We start from the raw sequence: 21388 nt of genomic DNA, 5'->3' as shown, positions 1-21388 counted from the left end.
GGTTTTGACGTTCCAATTCCCTTTCCGCGGAATTGTCATGGATTTCCACAACAATTTCCATCGCGAACGTCTCGCGTTTCGTGGCACCTTCAGGTATTGCGCGGCCGCCTGTCCCGGGCGGGATTCGGGATCGGTTGCGGCACTTGACGCATGAGCCATCTGCGCGGGCCACCACCCGGAAGGTCGAGCACCCCGGTCGTCTCGAATCCGAGGCGTTCATAGAAGGACAGGTTGTGGGGATTCGTCGTTTCCAGGTGCACGGGGACACCGTCTGCGGCAGCTCGGTACATTCCCGCCGCGATCAGATCCCGTCCGTGTCCGTGTCCACGCGCCGCCGCGGAGACACCGACGGCCAGCAAGTGCCAATGCTGCTCCTGCACACCGGCCGCGTAGGTCGCGCGCGCACCAGCGCTGGCACGTCCGGCATGCGAACCGTAGGTGTGGATCGATCTCAGCTGTCGACCCAGCGTCGCTCGCGGCAGGATATGAAAGGTGGCCAACCATACCGCGACGCCGACGATCGCGCCGGTGCTGTCGAGCGCGAGGTCGACGCCGTCGCTGCAATCGCGTGCGTCATCGAGCGAGAATCGAAACGATCGGACGAGCCGGGTTCTGCGGCTGGATTGCTTCGGGTGCAGCCACAAGGTCGCCGGATCCTCCGCCAACGCCGCCGCCAGGAGTTCGGCGGCGACACCGAAGTCTTTCCGGTTGCCGGGGCGAATCCGCCGGGCATCGTCCTGTACCGCATCTCCCACGGGCGGAATGATAATGGCGAGCCGTCCGTCCGGCTGCTCGAGCAGGGCGCTCAGACGGGGACGGCTCGGCCGCGCAGGTAGGCGATGACGTCCTCGGCGCCCGACTCGTTCGGGTCGGCGACCGATGATCGGAACTGGTTCACCGCATCGTCGAGTCGCGGTCCGGGTCCGTGTTCGGCGAGCAGAACGATGATCGCCTCCAGCACGGCAGGCCGCGGATTCGGGTCCGCCAGCAGTTCGTCCAGATAGGCGTCCGGTTCGAGCAATCGCAGTGCCCGGCGCGCGTAGGCATGGACGCGCACCGGCAAGTCGGCGCGTACGGCGTCGACGTCGGCCTGGAGTGCGGGCCGCTCCCGGTGGGCCGGATCGACACGCAGCCACCACAACTCGGTCAGCTCCGCGCTCAGGCCGTGGTTGTCGATCACTCCGGGCCCGGTGGCTTGTTCGAGCGCCGCGGGCGGGAGGTCGCGCGCAGCGTCACGCCATGCGCAGAATTCCCACCAGGCGGTCGGCGTCGCGCTGAGCTCGAGGCCGAATCCGAGCGCCTGCTGACCGTCTGTCCAGGTCCGCTGGACACGGGTGCGGCGGATCGAGGCGACCCCGCCTTCGGTGACCTGGGTCCAGGAGGCTTCCGTTCCGTGAAAGCCGTAGGGCCGCAACAGCTTTCCTGCCTCGCGGGTCAAGCGGCGTAGCGCAGAGTCCGGTCCGTCCATGAGAGCAGACTAACTTCGCGCACCGACAAGTTCGGTTCACCGAGCAACAGCGCCCGCTCCGCCGCATGTCGCGGTGGAGTGAGATTCGCGCCCGGCGGTGGTCCGTTCGTACTAGGAATCGACGACGCGGGCGCCCGTCGTCGCGGCGCGCACCGCGGCGGTGACCTGATCGGGCGCCTCGACCATCACCAGGTGCCCCGCGCCCTCGACGACGATCGCCCGCGAGGGTCCCAACGTGCGGTTCAGCGTGGCGCCGGCGCGAGCGCACAGCACTCGATTGCGGCTGCCCCAGACCGTGGTGATGGGCGGAAAGTCGTGGGGCGGCACGAACTCGTCCAGTTCGCCGAGCCGCGGGATCTCCCGGGAGATCGCGGCGGTGACCATCAGCCGGCGAGGTTCGGTCCAGCTCTCGCGCAAGTGCGCGACGATGTCCGTCGCGTGCGGCGCTTTCTCCGAACCCAGCTGTTCTGCCACGATCAGTCCCGCCAGCGGGCCGGGAATGCGGACGCGGGCAAGCAGTGAGTCGATATGCACGCGCCGACCCAGTCGGGCCGCCCATGCGGTGCGGGTCGGCCGCAGCGTGGCCGGGGTCAGCGGGCTGCTCAGCACCAGTGACCGCACCCGGTCGGGATTGCGCTGCGTGTAGAGCAGCGACAGCGCGCTGCCGAAACAGTGGCCGACCAGCGTCACATCGCGCAGATCCTGCTCCTCGAAGAACGCGGTGACCATGGCCAGATAGTTCTCGACGGTGTATCCGTCGTCGGGAGCGTCGGAATCGCCGTAGCCGATGAGGTCGATCGCGAAGACCCGATGCGTCTGCCGCAGCGCATCGACTTGCGCGCGCCAGATGTGGCGGTCGCCGCCGAGGTTGTGCAGGAAGACGATCGGGGGGCCCGCACCCGCCTCGTCATAGGCGATCGACGTTCCGCGAAAGTCGAAATACCGCATCGCGGGGCTTCCTTCCGATGGCAGCCACGTGACCACGTCGTCGTGGTCAACCCACGGTAGCGCCGACCCCCTCGTCCGCACGGCGAAACTCTCGCTTCTGCTCCTCGGCACGCCACACCACCAGGGCGATGATCAGCGCGAACGCGGCCAGCGCTGTCCCGGTTCGCAGGAAGTGGAACAGATCCCACCGCACGAGGATGTCGGCGTAATCGGCGGGCGCCCCGTCGACAGCCCAGGCGTTGATCTTGTGGTTGATCGGCACGTTGCCGAGCCTGGTGATGAGGAACGATCCGACGACGAGTAGCGCGGCCGCCGCGGCGAGCACCCGGTCCCTGCCCGCCTGCACGACGGCCAGGACGAGGCAACTCAGCGCGGCGGCGGCCATGGTGAGTTGCATGCTGATGCTGTTGTTCTGCATGAGCTCGGTGTGGAATTCGAGGCGCATCTGCAGCGGGACCCGATGAAAAGTCGGGACCAGATTCGCGGCACCGTAGCCGAACGCACCGGCGAGAAGACCGGTGGTGAGCAGGGCCAGTGCGCGTATCGGAGCGTGTTTCATGAGGTCGAAGTTAGCCGCCCGCCGCTAACTCTGACAAGAGTGTCAAATTTAATCGAGGCAGAACTCGTTGCCTTCGGGGTCGGCCAACACGATCCACCCGGCACTCATCGGCGGCTCGGGCTCGAAGCGCTCGACCCGCTTCGCACCCAGCGCGACCAGTCGCGCGCACTCGGTCTCCAACGCCGCCATCCGCTCGTCCCCCTGCAACCCGGGCGCCGCCCGCACGTCGAGGTGAACCCGGTTCTTCGCGACCTTGCCCTCGGGTACCCGCTGGAAGAACACCCGCGGACCATGACCGTCCGGATCCTCGATCGCCGATTTCGAGTTCCGCTCCTCCGCCGGAACCCCGATCCGCGCGAGAAACTGATCCCACACAACGAGCGGATCCACCCCGGCGGGCACCTCGACCCCCGGCGGCCCCGGATGCACGTACCCCAGCGCATCCCGCCAGAAGGTCGACAGCGCGGCGGGATCGTGCGCGTCGAAGGTGATCTGAATATGGCGGCTCATCATTACTCCGTTCATGGCAACCGAACACACGGCGTGACAGATCTTCGGTCACCGTATGTCAGAGGTCCGACAATCTGTCGCTGTCGTTGCCGAGGACGGTGATTCGCCCAGTCCGAACCTGGCGTGGACGGCCTTCATCCAGGTGGGGGCCCACCAGCAGTCGTCGCCGAGCAGTTTCATCGTCGCGGGGACCAGGAGCATGCGCAGGACGGTGGCGTCGATGATGAGCGCGGCGATCATGCCATAAGCGACGTATTGCATCAGAACAAGGTCGGAGAAGGCGAAGGCGCCGGTGACGACGAGCAGGATCAGGGCGGCGGCGGTGATGATGCGGCCGGTGTGAGCGGTGCCGATGCGCACAGCCTCCGTCGTGGAGGCACCCGCGGCCCGCGCTTCGACCATCCGCGAGAGCAGGAAGACCTCGTAGTCGGTGGACAGGCCGTAGATGATGGCGATGATCACCACCAGCATGTTGGCCTGGATGGGTTGCGGGGTGAAGTTCAGCAGGCTCGCGCCGTGACCGTCGATGAATATCAAGGTGAGGATGCCCAGCGTCGAGCCGAGACCGAGCGCGCTCATGAGCGCGGCCTTGATCGGCAGGATCAGCGAACCGAAGGTCAGGAACATCAGCAGTGTGGTGACGAGCAGAACGAGCGCGATCATCCACGGGATGCGCTCGAGCAGCGCGTCGATGCTGTCCTTCTGGATGGTGGGGACACCGCCGACGAGCATCTGGACCCCGTCGGGAAGTTCGATGCCGCGCAGGTATTCGATGGTGTCACCGGCCGCATCGGAGTCTGTGAGCGTCGTTGTGGTGCGGTAGACATCGGACTGCACCGGCGAGCGCGACGGCAGTTCGAACTTCGCCGCCAGCCCGGGTGCCCGGTTGGCCAGTTTCAGGGCCGCACCGATCGCGACGCTGTCGCCGGAGACGAAGATCAGGTCGATCGGATCCGATCGGCGGCCGGGGAAGGTCGCGTCGATCTGCTCCTGCGCGACGCGAGTGCTGTTGTCCGGCGGTAGATATCGTTCGCTGAAGCCCCCGAAGGCGAGGTTGCGGGCGGGCAGGATCAGCAGCACCAGCACCACGCACAGCACACCCGCGACCTTCACCGGATGCCGCATCACCCACTGGGTGCTACGACCCCAGAAACCGTTCTCCACCTCGTGCGCTGACTTCGTTCGCCGGAGCCGTCTGCTGCCCCACAGATCTACGCGCGCACCGAGGATCGCGAGCATCGCGGGCAGCAAGGTGATCGCGGTGAGCGCCGCCAGCGACACGGTCGCGATCGCGCCGTAGGCGATGGATTTCAGGAACCCCTGCGGGAACAACAGCATGCCGCCCGCGCTGGCGATGATCATCGTCGCGGAGTACACCACGGTGCGCCCCGCCGTCGTCATCGTGCGCCGCACCGCCGACGCGGTGTCGTAGCCTTCGGCGAGTTCCTCACGGAAGCGACTCACGATGAACAGCCCGTAGTCGATGGCCAATCCGGCGCCGATCATCGAAACCACCGGCGCGACGAAAGAGTTCACCTCGGTGACGTAGGTGAAGGTGCGCACGATCCCGCTCGCACCCGCCATCGTCAACCCACCCACGATCAACGGCAGCGCGGCCGCGACCACACCGCCGAAGATGAAGAACAGCAGCAGCGCGACCACCGGGAAGGCGAGGACTTCCATCCGCCGGATGTCGTCGGACAGGGTGTCGTTGAGTGTTCCCGCCACCGGTTGCAGGCCGCCCACCTGCACATCGACGCCGGGAATCGCGAAGGCGTCCTTCACCTTTCTGGTGTTGCGCAGCATCTCGGTGTCGTTGTCGCCGACGATGGCCACGGCGGCGACCGCGCGGGTGCGGTCGCCGGTGGCGAACAGGGAACCACTCGCCCGGCCCGTTTCCGTCGGCCAGTAGGCGCCGTTGACGCCGGCGATCGCACCGGGGTACGCACGAGGCAGGCTGTTGAGGTTGTCGACGATCTTGCGGCTGAACTCGGGATCGTCGACGGTCCTGCCGGGCGGCGCGGTGTAGAGCACCACCACATCGAGGTCGTGGTTGCGACCGAACGCACTGTCGGCCAAGCGCCCTGCCAGCGCGGATTCCGAGCCGGGATCGTCCATGCCGCCGGAGCTCAGCTCATCGTGCAGACCCAGGCCGTATCCGCCGAGCGCCAGCAATGCGGCCACGACGACGCCGAGTACCGCGAACCGGAATCGATGGATCAGATCGCCCCAGCGCGCGAACACTAGCTCGCCGCCCGTTCATCGGTTCCGAGCGCCATCTCCAAGAGGCCGCATCCTTTCCGGTGGTCCGCCTGATGTGCCTCCCACCAAAAGTACCGCCACTTCGCGTCTTCCGGCCGAGCGCGATGCCGTGGAGCGATACCGTGCCGCCCTCGCAGCAGAATCGGTTGCCGCGGAACGGGATCGCAGGGCAGCGGTGGACGCTCGGGCATCGCGAGGTCGGCGAGCTGGGCGAGATCGCCCCGACCTACGACCGCGCGCGCTGACCGACACCGACTTCCCGCAGCGCGGCGATCAGGAAATCGTTGACCGCGTCGGTTCGCTCGAGGTGCACGAGGTGGCCTGCGCCCAGAAGTTCCACGACCGCGCGGAGATCGGTGACATTGGCACGGAGCGTGGCGAGGGGGTCACGACCGCTGAAGCCCTCCATGTCGGGGTCGTTCTCGCCGTAGAGGAAGTACGTCGGCACCTCGATCCGGGCGTCGGCGAAGGGCTCGGTGAGCTCCCAGTTGCGATCCAGGTTGCGGTACCAGTTCAGGCCTCCGGTGAAACCGGTCCGTTCGAATTCGGCGGCGAGGGTGTCGAATTCGTCCTCCGTGAGCCAGGCCCACGGCAGCGCGGGCGCCTGGGGCAGCACATCCAGGTAACCCAGACCCGGCGGGTTCTTCCAGGTGTCGAGATAGTGGTAGTCGCCGGAGAGGGAGAAGTAGACGCGGGACAGGAATTCCCTCGGCCGCGCGGCGAGTTCGACATCGGCGACGCCGGGTTCCTGGAAGTAGGACAGGTGCAGGAAGTGCCGCTGGGCGGCCTTGGTCCAGAACGCCGAGGGCGGGCGCGGCGGGCGCGGCGAGTACGGATTGTTCAGCACCACGACGGCTTCGACCCGCTCGGGGGCGCGCAGCGACAGTTCCCACACCAGTTGGGCACCGAAATCGAGGCCGACGAACACGGCCTTCTCGGCGCCGATGTCATCGAGTAGCGCCAGGAGGTCGCCGATCACGGCCGCGTTGGTATAGGCGGCGACATCAGCGGGCGCCTCGGTTCGGCCGTACCCGCGCAGGTCGGGCGCGATAGCCCGGAATCCCGCCTCGGCCACGGCTGCGATCTGCCGGTGCCAGATGAACCCGGTGTGCGGAAAGCCGTGACAGAACACGACCGGGTAGCCCTGCCCCTGCTCGGTGACATGCATCCGGATTCCGCCCGTGTCGAGGAATCTCTGCTCCACTACCGCCTCCAATTTCTAGAACGTGTTCTGGTTTGACGGTAGTGTCCTGAGGTCATGAGCGGAACACCCAAGATTCTGGCCGGGCGCGTCGCGGTCGTCACCGGGGCAAGTCGCGGCATCGGCAAAGGCATCGCCCTCGAATTGGGCGCGGCGGGCGCGACCGTGTACGTCACCGGGCGCACCACCGAGCCGGGCAGACTGCCCGGCACCGTGCACGAGACCGCCGCGATGGTCACCGAGTTCGGCGGGCACGGCGTCGCGGCGGTCTGCGATCACCGCGACGACGACGCGGTCGAGCGGCTCTTCGCCCGGATCCGCGAGGAACAGGGCCGCCTCGACGTACTGGTCAACAACGTCTACAACTCCCCCGCCGCCGCCCGCTGGCTGGGCCGCAAGTTCTGGGACGTGCCGCCCAGGGCCTGGGACGAGACCTTCGAAATCGGCGTGCGGTCGCACTACGTGGCCAGCGTTTTCGCCGCGCCACTGCTGATCGAGTCGGCCGGGCTCATCGTCAATGTCTCCTCCCCCGGCGCGCGGCGGTACATGCACAATGCCGTCTACGGCGTCGGCAAGACCGCACTGGATCGCCTCACCGCCGATCTCGCCCACGATCTGAACGGCACCGGCGCGACCGCCGTCTCGATCTGGCCGGGAATCGTCGATACCGAACTGCTGCAACTGATTCCGGCCGACGAGCACGGCCACCGCCGGGTGACCCTGCCCGGCGAGGGCTCCTTCGATCTCGACACCGCCGAGACCCCGCGTTTCCCCGGGCGGGCCGTGGTGGCACTGGCCGCCGACCCGGGCCGGTCGACTCGCTCCGGGAAGTCCTGGAAAGTCGCCGACCTCGCCGAGGACTACGGATTCACCGACGTCGACGGACGCATCCCGCGCGCCGACTGACTCCCCCTAGAATTACCTGCGACAGTGCGTTACATTTACATTGAGGATCAGCCGCTCGATGGCTGTCCAGGTGACAACGGAGAGAAACAATGACGTTCTCGAAAACCGCGGCTGCCGAGTACGCCGAAACCCTGCACACACTGTCGGAAGGGTCGGTCCATCGCCGGTTCGACCCCTACCTCGACATCGACTGGGACGCACCGGAACTGGCGATCGATCGCGACGATCCTCGCTGGGTGCTCTCCGACGAGCTCGACCCGCTCGGCGCCACGAGCTGGTATCAGAACCTGCCGCTGGAGCGCCGGATCGAGATAGGGCGGTGGCGACAAGCCAACGCGGCCAAGGTCGGGCTGGCATTCGAATCCATCCTGATCCGCGGGATGATGCAGTACGCCATGACCTTGCCCAACGGCTCCCCCGAATTCCGGTACTGCCTCCACGAGATGACCGAGGAGTGCAACCACATCCAGATGTTCCAGGAGCTGGTCAATCGCATCGGTGACGATGTGCCGGGCATGCGACCGATGTTCCGGGTGATGTCACCGTTCATCGGTGTCGCGGGCGGCTACTTCTGGGCCATTCTGTTCATCGGCATCCTCGGCGGTGAGGAACCGATCGATCACTATCAGAAGGCGCTGATCCGCTCCGACAAAGAGACCCAGCCCGCCCTCCTGCGGATCATGCAGATCCATATCGCCGAGGAGGCGCGCCACATCTCGTTCGCCAACGAGTTCCTGCGCACCCACATCGCCCGCATGGGCCCGGTACGCACCGCGGTCTGCGCGGTGGCGTTCCCGATCGCGATGCGCTGGCTGGCCGACGAACTGGTCAAGCCGTCGAAATCCTTCGCCACCAAGTTCGACATCCCCGACGAGGTATTCGACGACGCGTTCTGGCGCAGCCCCACCTCCCGTCGGATCCTCAGCGGATTCTTCGGCGACATCCGAACGCTGGTCGACGAACTCGGCATGATGAACCCGGTGACCCGACAGTTGTGGAAGCTACTGAAAGTCGACGGCGGCTACACCCGCTACCGTGGTGAGCCGCAACGCCGGGCGAGCTGATCGCGACCGATGCCGAGCGAATAACCCGCACCGTCGTCAACTAAGATCAACGACGGTAATTCTCGGCACCCGAACGAACAGGACTCCCATGGCGCGCAAAGTCGTTGTCACACTTGTCGATGATTTCGATGGCACGTCCGCTGCCGATGCGACTGTCACATTCGGAATCGATGGGGCGGCCTACGAAATCGACCTGTCGGATGCCAACGCGGCACAGTTGCGTGAGGTGTTCGAACAGTGGGTTCCGTACGCGCGTCGCACCGGCCGCGCGAAGGCAGGCGCCGCACGTCGTCTCGGCGCGGCACCGGCGGCAGAATCCACCCGGCGCAACGATCTCACCGAGATCCGGGCGTGGGCTTCGCAGAACGGACACACGGTGTCCAGCCGCGGCAGGATCTCGGCGGACGTCATCTCGGCCTATGAGCAGGCCTCGGCGTAAAGTTTCGGTTCGAAAACAGCACGGCGCGCATTCCCTCCGCGCGCCGTGCTGTTTTCGTTTCAGTTGGGCAGCGGGATATCGGCTTTGAATCGCTCGCCCGGCGGGAGACCGCGCAGCACCGCACTGGTCCAGGCGACCGCGGGCGGCCAGCCCGCGACGGCATTGACGATGTGTTCCGGCAGCGGCATCGTGTAGAACCGCAGATCCGCGCCCCGGTTCCAGTAGTCGTTCACCGTCGGTAGTACCGCCGACGTCGGGATCAGTTCGTCCCAGATTCCGTGCCACCAGAAGATCGGGCTGTCCGGAATATGGTGTCCCAGACTCTGGTCTGCGAGAACCTCCATCACACCCGGTGCCGTTTCGAGTGACTTCCCCGGCTGGAAATAGGCACTGATCGGCCGGTACGCGCCGGCGGCGGCGATCGTGTAAACGCAACGACTGCGCATATCCGCCACGATCGCCTGCCCTTCCGGGGTGAGCAATTCCCTCGCGTCGAACTGGTCGGGAAATTCCCGCGACAACGCGGCGAACCCGAGCCACATCGTGAAATTACTGGCGCCGGTGAGGCCCGGCTGCTGGGCGATCGCGTACCGGGCCTGGGCTCGCAGATCGGCGGGGAATCCACCCACCGCGGTGCCGAGCAACCGCACATCGGGGGCGTAGCTCTCGCGGAGTTCAGCCGCCCGGATCGAACCGGAGCCGCCGCCGGAGTACCCGTAGAGCGCGATCCCGGAGTCCGTCAGGCCCAATGCCGAGTTCTTCATGGCGCGCAGACTGTCGAGCACCATTTTGCCTTCGTCGTAGGTGTTGAAGGTATTGAACTTGCCGTCGAAGTCGGCCACATTGATCGCGAACCCCTGCGCGAGCCAATACACCGCCAGCGCGGCCTCTTTCATCGTGCCCGTTTGCAATGTGTAGGACGGGTTGCACGACGAATCGGTCGCGTCGATGGCCTCCTGGAAGGACACCACCGGCCGCGGACTGCCCGACCACGGGATACCGGGAACGATCACCGAGGTCGCGGTCGCGATCGGGTTGTCGTGCACGTCGTTGCTGCGGAACAGCAGCTGTTCGGTATGCACCGGGAACGGTAGGCCGAGCAGGCGTGTCTGCACCGTTCGGGAACGGATGATCTGGCCGGGCGCATAGGAATCGAGGTCCGCCGGGTCGTCGTACCAGGGATCCTCGGCGGGCACCGGGATCGGCAGCATGTCGTAGAGCTGGGGTTCGGCGGGCAGCTGCGGGAGCTGGTTCTGATCCGGCGGGAAACTCGGATACGGGTCACCGGCGGCGGTGCCGACACTCGATATCGCCAGGCACACCGCCGCCAAGGGCACCGCCGCCCACCTCGTTCCGAGCCTGCGTCCCCACCCCGGGCGGACGGTGGCTGCCGTGCTGCGCTGCATGGCGTCTCCTCTTCTAGGTGACGCTGATTACAGCACGATGACTTGTTTCTAACAAGAGGCCTTATTCAAATCGAGGATGGAGCGGATCTCGTTCCTCTTCGACCCGGCAACCAAGCCGACGGCCGAACGATGAGCACCGATCGCCTTGTGCGAGTGGATAACCGGCGCGCGGTAGAGTGCGCGTGAACGTTCACAGGGGTGTCGGCGCTTGATTCGGGGGAATACGGTGGACGAAGTCTTGGCCTTGATCGGGGTGGGTGGGCTGATCCCCACGATGATCGCCGCGGTGTCAGCGTGGTTCTCCGCGACATTCAGTCGCCGCATCAGCAAACGGGCCATCGAAGTCACCATGACCGGCGACACCACTGCCCCGGTCGTCTCGGAAACAGCGGATCCGACCACCGGCGACACCGGGACGCCGCGTCATCGAACAGAGGAATACCTTCGCCAGGTACGCAGTGCGATGGCGCAGAGCACGGCGTTCTTCTGGGCGTACATGATCAGCGGTTGCTGCGGAGTGGTGGTAGTCCTCGCCGCGGCGTCAATGGTGGCGTTCGGCAATCGCGACGCCGCCGCCGCGACCTCGATCATGGGCGCGGTGCCGGTCGGGATCACCGCGCTGTTCTACAAACGTTCCACCGACCTCGACAAGATCGTGGGCGAGAACCTCACCCGCTTGAGCAAAGCCGACGAGATCGCCGAGGCCAACCGCGCCGCCCACGATGTGGTGTCGCGGATGGGCGCCGGTGCCGATCAGGACCGGCTCCTGGCGATGATCGGTGTGCGGCAGCTCTTTCCGTCCGCTACACCCACGGAAGTGGCCGAACTACTTCGCACGGTGCCCGTCGAATCCGGGACGGTGACTTCGCGGGTGTGACGTGCCCACAGCGTTCAGTTGCCGTACTGCGCGGTCTCCGGACGCTCGATCAACAGCACGTGCGCGACCTCGTCGGCGACCGGCCGATGCCGAATTCCTTTGGGCACCACGAATAGTTCGCCGGGTCGCAGGATCACCGGTGCGCGGTCTGCCAGTTCGATGCGGAACGTGCCGTCCCAGCAGAGGAAGAGTTCGCTTCGTCGTGGTGGTGCCAGGGAAACTCACCCGCCAGCCGGGCGACGCGGACGACGGTGTCGTTGACCGTTGCCAGCTCGTGCTGCTGGAACGGGCCGGGCAGGGCGGCGATGGCCGCGGGGATCGAGACGGAACCGGTGGTGCTCGAGACTGTCATGGTGATCATCGTCGGGCCGCGCGGGGCGCCGATCCAGCGCCAATCGAGCATAATTGGTTTGCCTATGGAACCAATTGACGTGACAGATCGGCTCGGCCGCTGGTCGGCGGGGCGCGGACCGCTGTATGCCCTGCTCGCGGCCGGTTTGCGCGCGCTGATCGAGGACGGCGAACTGGCGCCGGGGGCGCTGCTGCCGCCGGATCGGACACTCGCCGTCGCCTTGTCGGTCGGGCGGAGCACCGTGGTAGCGGCCTACGACCTGCTGCAGGACGAAGGCCGGATCGTGCGCCGACAGGGCAGTGGCACCCGGGTCGCGGGGACGCCACGGGTCGATCCACCGGCGACCACGAGTGAGCCGATGTTTCTGGACCTGCTCGAGCCGCGATCCGACGTGATCTCGCTGGCCTGCGCGGCACCGGACCGGCCGCCGGTCGAACTGGCCGAGTCCTATGCGGCGATGCTGCCCGCGCTGGCCGCGACGACCGACGACATCGGCTACTACCCGTCGGGCCATCCGGCGCTTCGGGAGGCCGTCGCCGAGTACTACCGGGGGCGCGGCCTGCCGAGCGAGGCCCGGCAGATCCTCGTCACCGCCGGCGGGCAACAAGCACTGTCGTTACTCGCCCGGGCTTACCTTCGGCCCGGCGATCGCGTCCTCGTGGAAGCCCCGACCTACCCGGGCGCGTTGGAAGCCTTTCGCGCGGAAGCGGCGGTCGTCTCCGGAGCGCCGCCCGGACTGCACGGTTTCGCGGGTGCGATCCGAGACCGCCGGCCCGCTCTCGCCTACGTGATCCCCACCTATCAGAACCCGACAGGGTCGGTGCTTTCCACGCTCGCGCGCCGCGGCCTCGCGGAAACATCAGCAGCGGAAAGGATTCCGCTGATCGATGACGAGGTGCTCGCCGAACTCGGCTTCCCAGGCCATGAGACTCCGCCGCCCCTTGCCGTGTTCGCCGACACCGTGATCACCATCGGATCGCTGAGCAAGAGTGTCTGGGGCGGACTGCGTATCGGCTGGATCCGCGCGGAGGCCCCCGCCGTCGCCAAGCTCGCCAGACTGCGCGCGGTGCACGATCTCGGCGGCAATCTTCCTGCCCAGCTGGCCGCGGCCGAGCTACTCCCCCGCCTCGACGGCATGCTGCGCACCCAGGCCGCCGAACGCGAACGTCGCCACGAGCACCTGCGCGCCGAGCTCGCGCGCCGGATCCCCGAATGGGACGTGCCGCCGGTCCGGGGCGGACAGACACTCTGGATCCGGCTGCCGCGCGGCGACGGCGCCTCCTTCGCACAAGCAGCACTGCGACATCGTGTTTCGATCCTGGCGGGCGGTGGTCTCGATCCGACCGGTGGCAGCGAACGGCATCTGCGGATCCACTTCCTGCATCCGCTGGAGACCCTCACCACCGCGGTCGATCGCCTCGCGCAAGCGTGGCGCACCTACCGCCCGCCGGCCACACCCACCGCCGCCGCGCCTCCGCTCGCGCTGTAGCCGACGCAGAGGTTGACCTTGACGCAGCGTCAGGGTTGCACCCTTGTCGCATGACGAACAACGACATCTCCTCGACGAAGCCCGCACCGCCGGTCGGCGGGTTCACCGAGATCGACGGCAATCGCCTTTTCGTCCACCGGTCGGGCAGCGGTGGACCGGCGGTGGTCTTCCTGCCCGGTGCGAGCGCGATCGGCCTCGACTATTTCGGTGTGCAGCAGCAGGTTTCGCAGTTCACCAGTGCCGTGGTGTACGACCGCGGCGGCACCGGCTACAGCGATCCGCTGCCCCTGCCCCGTACCGCCACCGCGGTCGCCACAGAATTGCACCAGCTGCTGGGCACTCTCGACGAACTTCGCGGCCCTTATGTTCTCGCTGCCCACTCACTCGGATGCCTCTACGCGCACCGGTTCGCGCAGCTGTACCCGCGGCAAGTGGCCGGACTGGTCTGGATGGACGGCTTGCACCGAGACTGGGACGAGTTCATGCCACCGGCGATGGGACTGGCCGCGGCCGCGGCGCCCGCGCCCGACGCCGAGCAGCTCGAACACCTGCGCACAGCCCTTCGCGAGATGCGCGCCGAGCTGCTCGCGGACTACCCGGAACCGGTGCGGCGAGCGCTGACGGAGGCCAAGACGAGCGACGAATCGATCCGGGCGGGCTTCGCCGAGCGCGACGGGCTGCCGGAACTGGCCGCCGAATTGCACGCCGGGCCGAACCTTCCCGATGTTCCGCTGGTGGTGCTCAGCGTGCTGGGCCCGGACCCTCACCAGTCGCCCGAGGCGCTGGCCGAGATCCACGACGGCAGGCGGCGAATGGACGCCGCTGTGGTGCGCGGGGTTTCCCAGGGGCAACAGCGAATTCTCACCGACACCGTGCACCACCGGCTCTGCTTCGATCGCCCCGATGCCGTGGTCGAGGCGATCCGCGATGTCATCGACCAGGTTCGTCGCCGCTAGGATCGACGCGGTGCTCACCATCGGCCAACTCGCGGCGACCGCCGGCGTGACCGTGCGCACCGTACGCCACTACCACCAGGTCGGCCTGTTGCCCGAGCCCGAGCGCGACGCCTCCGGCTATCGCCGCTACCCCGCGCAGGCGGCGGTCGATCTCATCCGGATCAGAACCCTCGCCGACGCGGGCGTTCCGCTGTCGCGGATCGACGCGCTGCTCCACGCCCAGCCGGCCGAATTCGCCACGGCCATCAGCGAGATCGACACCGCGCTCCAGCGCAAGATCGATCAGCTCGCCGAGTACCGCCACCGGATCGCCGAACTGGCGAGCGGGGAAAGCCTTTTCCTCCCCGGCGAGGTGGTCACCCTGTTGAACCGGATGCGCGGTCTCGGCATCAGCGAACAACGGATGCGCCTCGAGCGTGACGCCTGGATCTTGTTGCAAGCGCTGGACGCCGACGCGATCCCGCACCGGATCCGGGAGAAGAACGCCGAATTCGACGACCCGGAAACCACCCGCCTGTACCGCGCGGTCGATGAATCGGTCGACTGGCACCCCCACGACCCACGCCTCGACCGCCTCATCGACGACCTCGACGCCTGGGAAATCGCCCACACCCGCGGCCGCACCCGCTCCACCGAACTGGTCGCTTCCCGCATCTCGGAGTCCTCCCCCGCCTGGCAACGCATCGTCGATGCACTCACCCACCGCGCCGAACAACGAGCCTCCGAACCCTGACCCGATTGCACGGTCCGGACTGCGTCGGATCAGTGCGCCGTGCTGCGGCGCGGAACGTAGCGCACGCTCAGCACCGCTATCGCGACGAAACACACCACTGTCAGGGTAATCCCGATGCGCGCGCCGAAGATCGGATCCGGAGCGGCCAGGCACGCCCCCAACAGTGCGATGCCGATCGCCATTCCGACCTGACGCGAGGTATTGAGGACTCCGGATGCCAAACCGGCATAGCGCGGGTCCGCGGAGGCCATCGCCGCGCCGTTGCTGCTGGGCCCGAAAAGTCCGCACCCGAATCCGACGATCGCGGAGCCGACCAGCACCACCGGCCACCTGTCCGGCTCTCCCACAGCCGAACACACGACGGCCCCGACCCCGGCGGTGAGCGACCCCGTGATCAGTAGCCACCTCATCCCACGGTCCGCCCACCTGCGGTTGAGTACCAGGGTCGCGAACGTCCACAGAACAGCGAACGGCAGGAAGAACAATCCGGTGGTGCGGGCGTCGTAGCCCCACTGCGTCTGCAGGAACACAGCGAGCATGAATTGCAGCCCGTAGGCACCGAATTGGAAGGCGAACCCGTTCGCGATCGAGGCGGAGAAGGATGCGCTGCGCAACATCGTCAACGGCAGGACCGGCGACGCAACCCGCGATTCGGCCCCGACGAACCCCGAAAGGAACAGGCCGTCCCGCGTCGAAGAGTCAGAATCGGGTGGCGGTGGCGGTGGCGGATGCGGTGTGGGCGAAGGCCTGTACTCGGGTGGTGAGGCCGGTGTTGAGCCAGCCGAGGCCGAATTGGAGAGGTGGGGCGTCGGTGACGGGGATGAAGGTGACGTCGGGGCGGAGGTAGAACAGGGGCGCTTGTTCGGTGGTCAGGTAGACGCCTTTGCCTGCGCCGACGAGGGCGAGGATCTCCTGGAAGGTGGCGGCGGTCGGACCGGGTCGGATGGGGCGACCGGAGGGGGTCTTTCGGGGGTGGTGGAATTCGTCGAAGTAGGCGGGCAGCTGCGGCGGATTCTGGATCATCGCGGCATCGGCGAGGTCTTCCAGTGACAGCGCTGGTCTGTGGGCGAGAATGTGGCCGGCCGGGACCGCGAGCATCTTGGCCTCGGAGATCAGCGGCGGGCCGATGGTCATGTCGGGCTCACGCATCGGGAAGCAGCACAGCATCGCGTCGACCTCGCCGCTGCGCAACCGATTCGCACCATCGCTGAGCTGCAATTCGGTGATCCGCACAGCGCATTCGGGATGCCTGGCCTCGAAGCGCTCGGCGACTTCCAGCAGATACCGTCCACCGGCCGATCCGAAATAGCCGACCCGCACGGTGCCCTGGATGCCACGCCCGGCCAGTTCGGCGTTGCGCACGCTGCGCCGAACCTGCTCGTAGGCGGGGCGAAGTTCTTCGCACAACTGACGGCCGACCGGGGTGAGGGCGACCTTGCGACTGGTCCGTTCGAACAGCGCCACCCCGACCTGACGTTCGAGCCCCTTGATCGTCTTGCTGACATGCGCTGTGGAAACCCGCAGCCGCTCGGCGGTTCGGCCGAAATGCAGTTCCTCCGACAGCGTCAGGAACGCCTCGATCTCGTTTCGCTCCACGGCCGCCTTCGATCATTGCTCGCCGGTTAACGACCCTTGGGTGATTTGTCGTTGATCACGCCCGGCGAACTGTTGATCATAGATCCGTCTACGAAATATGTTCAGAGAGGCCGGTTTCGACATGGCGGTAGTGCACGTCCCGCAGATCAGGCACAGGGTCGTCGAGGTCGACGGAGTGCGGGTCTTCTATCGAGAGACCGGACCCGCGAACGCACCGGCGCTGCTTCTGCTGCACGGCTTTCCGTCGGCCTCGCACCAGTTCCGCCGGCTCATGGACGCCCTCGGTGGCCGATTCCGGATGATCGCCCCCGACTATCCCGGTTTCGGGCACACCCAGGTCCCCGACGATTTCGTCTATTCCTTCGAACGGCTGGCCGACGTCGTCGAAGGCTTCGTCGACGCGATCGCCCTGGACCGATTCGTGCTGTACGCCTTCGACTTCGGCGGACCGGTCGGCCTTCGCCTGGCCACCCGCCGCCCCGCGCGGATCGCGGGACTGATCGTGCAGAACGCGAACACCTACGACGACGGCCTGTCCGACATGGCACGCGCGATGACCGCGAACAAGCCGGGACAGCCGGGTGCCGAGGACAACGTTCGGCAGATCCTCGAACTGCCCGTCACCCGCGGCCAATACGAGGGCGGCACCACCGATCTCGAGCTCATCGCACCCGACGGCTGGACCCTCGACCAGCATTTACTCGACCTCCCCGGCCGCAAGGACGCGCAGGCGCACCTGGCCCTCGACTACCACACCAATGTGGCGCTCTACCCGGTGTGGCAGCAGTGGTTGCGCGAGCACCGACCGCCGACGCTGGTGCTGTGGGGTCGCAATGACGCCTTCTTTCCCGAGGCGGGCGCCAACGCCTACCTCCGCGATCTGCCCGACGCCACCGTCCATCTCTTCGACACCGGCCATTTCGCGCTCGAGGAGAACCTTCCCGAAATCGCCCCGCTCATCAGCGATTTCGTTGACAGCCTGGACCGGGGCAAGCCGATGAGGATCGCTGTCATCGGCGCCACGGGCAATCTCGGCGGTGCGGTCGTCCGCGAGGCGACCGCTCGCGGCATGCAGGTCACCGCGCTCGGCCGGGACACGGTGGATGTCACCGACGCGGCCTCGGTCAAGAACGCCGTCGCGGGACACGACGCCGTCGTCGCGGCCGTCAAGGGCGATGACCGACTGGTGCCGCGTGGCGCGCAGACCCTCCTGGAAGCACTCCCCCTCGCCGGGGTCGACCGCCTGGTGTTCCTCGGCGGGGGCGGCAGCCTCGAATACGCACCGGGGCACCGTTTCGTCGATTCGCCCGACTTCCCCGCCCAGTACCTGGCGACGGCCCGTGACCAGTGCGAAGCGCTGGAAATCTTGCGTGCCGCCGACTCCCCGGTCCGGTGGTCGTATGTCAGCCCGCCGCCCGTTCACCTGATCCCCGGCGAGGCGACCGGCGTCTATCGCGCCGAGGCTCGCGACACCCCGATCGTCGACGCCGCTGGTGAAAGCCGGATCAGCGTGGGCGATTACGCGAGCGCGATCGTCGACGCGCTGGCGGAGAACACCTTCGTCGGCCTGCGCTTCACCGTCTCGTACTGAGCGGTGCCGCGCCGTCCTCAGCGCCGGAGAAGCTCACGCAGGGCGGCGGTGACGGTCTGGGGGTCCTCCTCGGCCATGAAGTGACCCGCGTCGACGGTGCGGTGGTCGAGGTCGGGCGCCCAGCTCGACCACAGTGCCGCCGCTTCGTATCCGAGCGCGGCGCCCCAGTCCTGCTGCATGACCGTGACGGGCATGGACAGTCTGGCGCCTGCCGCGCGGTCGGCACGGTCGTGGTCGATATCGATGGTTGCCGAGGCGCGATAGTCGGCCACGATCGAGGGGACAGCGTCACGACAGGCGTCGAGGTACGCGGCGCGCACGGGCGCGGGGATCGCGTCGGGGGTCTTCGCCCACTGGTCGAGGAAGTAGGCGAAGAACGCGTCAGCGCTGGCGGAGATCATCTGTTCGGGCAGTCCGGGCGGCTGTGCCATCAAGTACAGGTGGAACCCGACGGCGGCGGTGGCGCCGTGCAGCACTTCCCACATGTCGAGAGTGGGCAGCACGTCCAAGCAGGCGAGATGGGTAACCGCGTCCGGGTGGTCGAGCCCGGCGCGGAAGGCCACCAGCGCGCCGCGGTCGTGACCGGCGAGCGCGAAGCGGTCGTGGCCGAAGGCAGCGGCGGCAGCGACGATGTCGGCGGCCATGCGCCGCTTGGAGTAGGTGTCGCTGCCGGCTTCGGCGGGTTTGTCGCTGTCGCCGTAGCCACGCAGGTCCGCGACTATCACCCTGTGGTCGGCGGCCAGGTCGGCGGCGACGTGACGCCACATCAGGTGGGTCTGCGGGAAGCCGTGCAGCAGCACGATCGGGGTTCCCGCACCGGCGACGGCGACGGTGAGGGCGACATCGTCGGCGACCGGGACGCGGTGGTAGTCGAAACCGGGAATGGTGCGGGTCATCACGTGGGCTCTCGCTTCGTTCGAAGGGTGTTCCGCGGGGTCTGCGCGGAGCGAGTTCGAGCGTGCGGTGTCGCGATGAGCAGCCGATGAACGCGCACTACATTGGCCTGATGCGGTTTCAGGTGCTCGGACCGGTCATCGCGCACGACGACCGCGGTGAGCCGGTCGCGCTGCGCGGTCCGCGCTACCGCGAAGTGCTCGCACGGCTGATCCTCGCGCACCGGCGGGTCGTTCCGGTCGGTCGCCTGGTCGAGGACCTGTGGGACGAGCCGCCTCCGAACGCGGTGGGTGCGATCCGTACCTTCGTCGCCGGATTGCGGCGCGCACTCGAACCCGATCGTCCGCCCCGCACACCGCCACGACTGCTCGTCACCGAAGGGCTCGGTTACGCGCTGCGGCCCGAACCGGAGGATGTCGACGCGTGGCGATTCGACGATGCGGTGCGTGCGGCGGCAGCCCTGCCGCCGGAAGAGTCGTTCTCGCTGCTCACCGACGCACTGAGCTGGTGGCAGGGGCCTGCCTATACCGACTTCGCCGACGCCGGATGGGCGCAGGCCGAACGGTCGCGGCTCACCGAGCAGCGGTTGCTGGCCGTCGAACGTCGCGGCGCGGCGCAATTGGCACTGGGTGCCGCCGCCGCGGCGGTTCCCGACCTCGACGCGCACGTCGCCGAACATCCCTGGCGTGAAGACGCATGGGGGCTGCTGGCCACCGCCCTCTATCGTTCGGGCCGCCAGGCCGACGCGCTCGCGGTTCTCGCCAGGGCACGGCGGATGCTGGCCGATGATCTGGGCATCGACCCCGGACCGGCACTGCGCCGCCTCGAACACGACCTGCTCCGCCAGGCCGAATACCTCGACCCGGTCGCGACCGACCCCACGGTGCGGGTGTGGGAACAGGCGCGGGCCGCCTACGACAGCGCGGTCCCGCCGCGTACGAGGACGCGGCTGGAATCGACCGCGGGCCTGATGCGCGATCTCGCGGTAACAGGTGGCGGCGGTCTCGCGGCCGCACGCGCACACCGGATTTCGGCGGTGGTCGCCGCCGACGACCTCGGTGACGCCGAGCTGACCGCGCGGGTGATCGGCATCTACGACGTCCCCGCGATCTGGACCCGCTCCGACGACCCGGCGCAGGATCGACGCCTCGTGGGCATCGCCGAGAAGACACTCCTGCGCCTGCCCGTCCACGATGATGCCGATCGAGCCAGGCTGCTGGCGACCATCGCCGTCGAATCGCGCGGCGCCCTGCCGGTGGGCGATCCGACCGAGGCGGGACTGCGCCCGCTGCGTGCCGCCCGTCAGGCCGAGGAGATCGCCCGGCGGCTGCACGACCCCGCCCTGCTGGCCTTCGCACTCAACGGTGTGTTCATGCAGAGCTTCCAGCGAGCGGGACTGGCGCACCGGCGTGACGCTGTCGGCACCGAGATCATCGCGGTGGCAGCCAACAGCAAACTCGCGACCTACGAGATACTGGGCCACCTCATCCTCATCCAAACGCGGTGCGCCTCAGCGGATTACACGAGCGCCGACCAGCACGCCGAAGCCGCGGACGCGCTGGCACAGCGGTATGAATTGCCGCTGGTCGAGGTGTTCACCAGCTGGTACCGCGCCTTACGGGCCAGCGCGACAACAGACCTCGCGGTTGCGGAAGCCGCGTACGTGACAGCGGCCGCCTCACTCACCGGAGCAGGCATGCCGGGACTCGACCGTGGTCTGTTGCCACTGGCGCAGCTGAGCCTGGCTCTGCGGCGACACGAGACCGGCAGAATCGCCATCATCGACCCCGAGACGGACTGGGGGCCCTACAAATCCTGGGTCGAGCCCGCCCTGCTCGTCGCGCGGGGCGAGCTCGACAGTGCGCGAGAGGCCTTGCACACCATCACATCCCCGCCGCGCGACCTGCTGTTCGAAGCACTGTGGGCCATCGTGGCATACGCGGCCACCGCCGTCGGCGATCGCGAGACCATGCGCCGAGCCCGGACCCAGCTGGCCCCCGCGGCGGCCGAAACAACGGCGCAGAGTGGACTTCTCAGCGTAGGCCCGGTTCGCGCCTACCTCGACGAGATCGATGCGGCGCTGTCACGGTCGTCTCGCGGGTGAACAACGAACTGCGCGCCGCCCGAGCCGGCCGAT

21 protein-coding genes and 1 pseudogene are annotated in these 21388 nt (G+C 67.5%); 9 read left to right on the top strand and 13 right to left on the bottom strand.

Going from position 1 to position 21388, the window contains the following annotated elements; translation table 11 throughout:
* Positions 1–89: 89 nt before the first annotated feature.
* The 7 genes from ACFTS5_RS11975 to ACFTS5_RS11945 all read right to left on the bottom strand — a co-directional run bounded on the left by ACFTS5_RS11975 (position 90) and on the right by ACFTS5_RS11945 (position 6915).
* Complete coding sequence (locus ACFTS5_RS11975; protein ID WP_378630160.1) at positions 90–755, bottom strand: GNAT family N-acetyltransferase; 666 nt, start codon at positions 753–755, stop codon at positions 90–92.
* Between the two features lie 50 nt (positions 756–805).
* Positions 806–1468, bottom strand: coding sequence for a hypothetical protein (locus ACFTS5_RS11970; protein WP_378630157.1), 663 nt, complete (start codon positions 1466–1468; stop codon positions 806–808).
* Positions 1469–1579: 111 nt separating this feature from the next.
* On the bottom strand, positions 1580–2416 hold the full coding sequence (locus ACFTS5_RS11965) for an alpha/beta fold hydrolase (RefSeq protein WP_378630156.1): 837 nt from the start codon (positions 2414–2416) through the stop codon (positions 1580–1582).
* Positions 2417–2462: 46 nt separating this feature from the next.
* The gene (locus ACFTS5_RS11960; protein ID WP_378630154.1) at positions 2463–2975 is read right to left on the bottom strand and encodes an anthrone oxygenase family protein; all 513 of its coding nucleotides are present in this window, start codon (positions 2973–2975) and stop codon (positions 2463–2465) included.
* Positions 2976–3023: 48 nt separating this feature from the next.
* The gene (locus ACFTS5_RS11955; protein WP_378630152.1) at positions 3024–3485 is read right to left on the bottom strand and encodes a VOC family protein; all 462 of its coding nucleotides are present in this window, start codon (positions 3483–3485) and stop codon (positions 3024–3026) included.
* A gap of 48 nt (positions 3486–3533) precedes the next feature.
* Positions 3534–5729, bottom strand: a complete 2196-nt coding sequence (locus ACFTS5_RS11950; protein WP_378630150.1) for an MMPL family transporter — start codon at positions 5727–5729, stop codon at positions 3534–3536.
* Between the two features lie 244 nt (positions 5730–5973).
* Positions 5974–6915 carry an alpha/beta fold hydrolase gene (locus tag ACFTS5_RS11945; protein ID WP_378631427.1) on the bottom strand — a complete coding sequence of 314 codons (942 nt, stop codon included), beginning with the start codon at positions 6913–6915 and terminating at the stop codon, positions 5974–5976.
* A gap of 90 nt (positions 6916–7005) precedes the next feature.
* On the opposite strand from ACFTS5_RS11945, the gene ACFTS5_RS11940 reads away from it, so the two are divergent.
* From ACFTS5_RS11940 to ACFTS5_RS11930, 3 genes are all read left to right on the top strand, one after another.
* Positions 7006–7854: an SDR family NAD(P)-dependent oxidoreductase gene (locus tag ACFTS5_RS11940; RefSeq protein ID WP_378630149.1), complete on the top strand. Its 849-nt coding sequence runs from the start codon at positions 7006–7008 to the stop codon at positions 7852–7854.
* 89 nt (positions 7855–7943) lie between these two features.
* A complete protein-coding gene (locus ACFTS5_RS11935) occupies positions 7944–8918 on the top strand; it encodes a diiron oxygenase (RefSeq protein ID WP_378630146.1) in 975 nt (324 codons plus the stop codon).
* 88 nt (positions 8919–9006) lie between these two features.
* A complete protein-coding gene (locus ACFTS5_RS11930; protein WP_378630144.1) occupies positions 9007–9357 on the top strand; it encodes an Lsr2 family protein in 351 nt (116 codons plus the stop codon).
* 59 nt (positions 9358–9416) lie between these two features.
* Here ACFTS5_RS11930 and ACFTS5_RS11925 read toward each other — a convergent pair whose 3' ends face one another.
* Positions 9417–10763: a lipase family protein gene (locus tag ACFTS5_RS11925; RefSeq protein WP_378630142.1), complete on the bottom strand. Its 1347-nt coding sequence runs from the start codon at positions 10761–10763 to the stop codon at positions 9417–9419.
* A gap of 226 nt (positions 10764–10989) precedes the next feature.
* Here ACFTS5_RS11925 and ACFTS5_RS11920 point away from each other — a divergent pair, with 226 nt between their 5' ends.
* Entirely contained in the window at positions 10990–11640 is a 651-nt protein-coding gene (locus ACFTS5_RS11920; protein WP_378630140.1) for a hypothetical protein, read from the top strand.
* A 107-nt stretch (positions 11641–11747) separates the two neighbouring features.
* Here ACFTS5_RS11920 and ACFTS5_RS11915 read toward each other — a convergent pair.
* Both ACFTS5_RS11915 and ACFTS5_RS11910 read right to left on the bottom strand, forming a co-directional pair.
* Positions 11748–11795: pseudogene (locus ACFTS5_RS11915) on the bottom strand (hypothetical protein); the annotation flags it as partial.
* Positions 11774–11992, bottom strand: a complete 219-nt coding sequence (locus tag ACFTS5_RS11910; RefSeq protein WP_378630139.1) for a hypothetical protein — start codon at positions 11990–11992, stop codon at positions 11774–11776. The pseudogene ACFTS5_RS11915 and the gene ACFTS5_RS11910, both read right to left, overlap by 22 nt.
* A 79-nt stretch (positions 11993–12071) precedes the next feature.
* On the opposite strand from ACFTS5_RS11910, the gene ACFTS5_RS11905 reads away from it, so the two are divergent.
* The 3 genes from ACFTS5_RS11905 to ACFTS5_RS11895 are packed head-to-tail and all read left to right on the top strand — an operon-like array spanning position 12072 to position 15170.
* Complete coding sequence (locus ACFTS5_RS11905) at positions 12072–13481, top strand: PLP-dependent aminotransferase family protein (protein ID WP_378630136.1); 1410 nt, start codon at positions 12072–12074, stop codon at positions 13479–13481.
* Between the two features lie 50 nt (positions 13482–13531).
* Complete coding sequence (locus ACFTS5_RS11900) at positions 13532–14437, top strand: alpha/beta fold hydrolase (RefSeq protein ID WP_378630135.1); 906 nt, start codon at positions 13532–13534, stop codon at positions 14435–14437.
* A complete protein-coding gene (locus ACFTS5_RS11895; RefSeq protein ID WP_378630132.1) occupies positions 14409–15170 on the top strand; it encodes a MerR family DNA-binding transcriptional regulator in 762 nt (253 codons plus the stop codon). The genes ACFTS5_RS11900 and ACFTS5_RS11895 overlap by 29 nt, the downstream gene beginning before the upstream one ends.
* A gap of 29 nt (positions 15171–15199) precedes the next feature.
* Here the strand turns inward: ACFTS5_RS11895 and ACFTS5_RS11890 are convergent, their stop codons facing one another.
* Entirely contained in the window at positions 15200–15850 is a 651-nt protein-coding gene (locus ACFTS5_RS11890; protein WP_378631426.1) for an MFS transporter, read from the bottom strand.
* Between the two features lie 19 nt (positions 15851–15869).
* Complete coding sequence (locus ACFTS5_RS11885) at positions 15870–16766, bottom strand: LysR family transcriptional regulator (RefSeq protein WP_378630129.1); 897 nt, start codon at positions 16764–16766, stop codon at positions 15870–15872.
* Positions 16767–16887: 121 nt separating this feature from the next.
* Between ACFTS5_RS11885 and ACFTS5_RS11880 the strand changes: the two genes are divergently transcribed.
* The gene (locus tag ACFTS5_RS11880; protein WP_378630127.1) at positions 16888–18357 is read left to right on the top strand and encodes an alpha/beta fold hydrolase; all 1470 of its coding nucleotides are present in this window, start codon (positions 16888–16890) and stop codon (positions 18355–18357) included.
* A 17-nt stretch (positions 18358–18374) separates the two neighbouring features.
* Here ACFTS5_RS11880 and ACFTS5_RS11875 read toward each other — a convergent pair whose 3' ends face one another.
* Complete coding sequence (locus tag ACFTS5_RS11875) at positions 18375–19253, bottom strand: alpha/beta fold hydrolase (protein WP_378630124.1); 879 nt, start codon at positions 19251–19253, stop codon at positions 18375–18377.
* A gap of 110 nt (positions 19254–19363) precedes the next feature.
* Between ACFTS5_RS11875 and ACFTS5_RS11870 the strand changes: the two genes are divergently transcribed.
* The gene (locus ACFTS5_RS11870) at positions 19364–21355 is read left to right on the top strand and encodes a BTAD domain-containing putative transcriptional regulator (protein WP_378630122.1); all 1992 of its coding nucleotides are present in this window, start codon (positions 19364–19366) and stop codon (positions 21353–21355) included.
* Positions 21356–21388: the final 33 nt, after the last annotated feature.

Origin of the sequence: Nocardia sp. NPDC056952 (assembly GCF_042674185.1) — a bacterium.
In the GTDB taxonomy this organism is placed as follows: Bacteria; Actinomycetota; Actinomycetes; order Mycobacteriales; family Mycobacteriaceae; genus Nocardia.
This window is presented reverse-complemented; position numbering and strand designations above follow the sequence as displayed.